Annotated in this window: 2 protein-coding genes; both read left to right on the plus strand. The window is 76.9% G+C overall.

The features are described 5' to 3' along the window. Positions 1–582: hypothetical protein (locus ABD844_RS40935; protein ID WP_344890959.1), on the plus strand; the 582-nt coding region annotated here is incomplete at its 5' end. Positions 583–679: 97 nt separating this feature from the next. Then, a partial coding sequence (locus ABD844_RS40940) for a phosphotransferase (RefSeq protein WP_344890962.1) occupies positions 680–1,328 on the plus strand: 649 nt, incomplete at its 3' end.

The raw sequence follows: 1,328 nt of genomic DNA on the forward strand, positions 1-1,328 counted from the left end.
GTGCGACCGGCCGATCGGCTGCCCGGGACGGCGCGAGTGCGCGCCGTCGGCAAGGTGCCGGGGGGCGGCCTGGTGCCGTCCACCGGGCGGCCGCGCAAGCCACGGCCGGTCCCCAAACTCTCCGTACGACGGCCCGCCCCGCCCAAGGGCGTCACCGTGGGGCCCACGGTCAAGGTGCCGCGGGTGGCGGTGCAACGTACGCCCCGTCCCAGGGTGTCGATCTCGATGCCGCGCGCCGACCGGCGGGCCAGGCCCGAGGTCACGGTGCCGCACGTGACCGTCTACCCCGACGGGGTGTGCGCGGGCGGCGTCCAGGTGGGGGAGTGCCCGCGTCCAGCGCCCAGGGCGGTGCGCAGCTCGGCGGCGCGCGTGGCGCCGCCCGTGGTGCCGGTGCAGGTGGTGCCCACGCCGACCCCCACACCCACGCCGACGCCCACCCCGACCCCGACGGCCAGGTCGCACCTCAAGCGGCTCGAACCCCCGGCCCGGCGGCCCAACCCGATGAACACCGTCCTGCTCACGGTCGTCCTGGTGACGGCGATCACCTCGACCACGGCCGTGGCCTTCCGCGCGCGGCGCTGACCGCCGGGGGCCGGTGACCTGACGGCCCGGCGGGTAAAGGGCGCGCGCGGGCTCTGAGCCCCGTGGCACACTGACCGGACGCGATCAAGGAGGGCCGGTGCCGGACGAAGAGGTGCTGACCGGCGGCGGCGTCAACCACGTGGTCAGGTCAGGCGACACCGTACGCCGCCCGGCCGGCCCCTGGAGCCCGGCCGTGCAGGCGCTGCTGCGTCACCTGGCCGTCCGCGGGTTCACCGGAGCCCCGCGCGGCCACGGCTTCGACGACCAGGGCCGGGAGATCCTCGACTTCGTGCCGGGGCAGACCGCCGACCACCCGCTGCCCGGCTGGGCGCGGGCCGACGAGGCGCTGACGGGCGTGGCCCGGCTGCTACGCGCCTACCACGACGCCACGACCGGCTTCCCGGCCCCGCCGGACGCCGTGTGGTACTTCCCGCCGGTCGAACCGGCCGAGGTGATCTGCCACGGGGACGTCGCGCCGTACAACTGCGTGTTCGAGGGCGGGCGGCCGGTGGCGCTCATCGACTTCGACACCGCGCACCCGGGACCGCGCGTCTGGGACGCCGCCTACGCCGCCTACCGGTTCGTTCCGCTCCACGACCCCGGCCACGTCGGCGCGCACCCGGTGGAGGAGCAGGCGAGGCGGCTGCGGCTGTTCGCCGACGCGTACGGGCTCGGCGCGGCCGACCGGCAGGCGCTGGCCGAGACGGCGCGGGCCCGCCTCGTCCACCTGGTGCGTTTCATGCGCG

This window comes from Nonomuraea antimicrobica (genome assembly GCF_039536965.1).
GTDB classification, from domain to species: domain Bacteria; phylum Actinomycetota; class Actinomycetes; order Streptosporangiales; family Streptosporangiaceae; genus Nonomuraea; species Nonomuraea antimicrobica.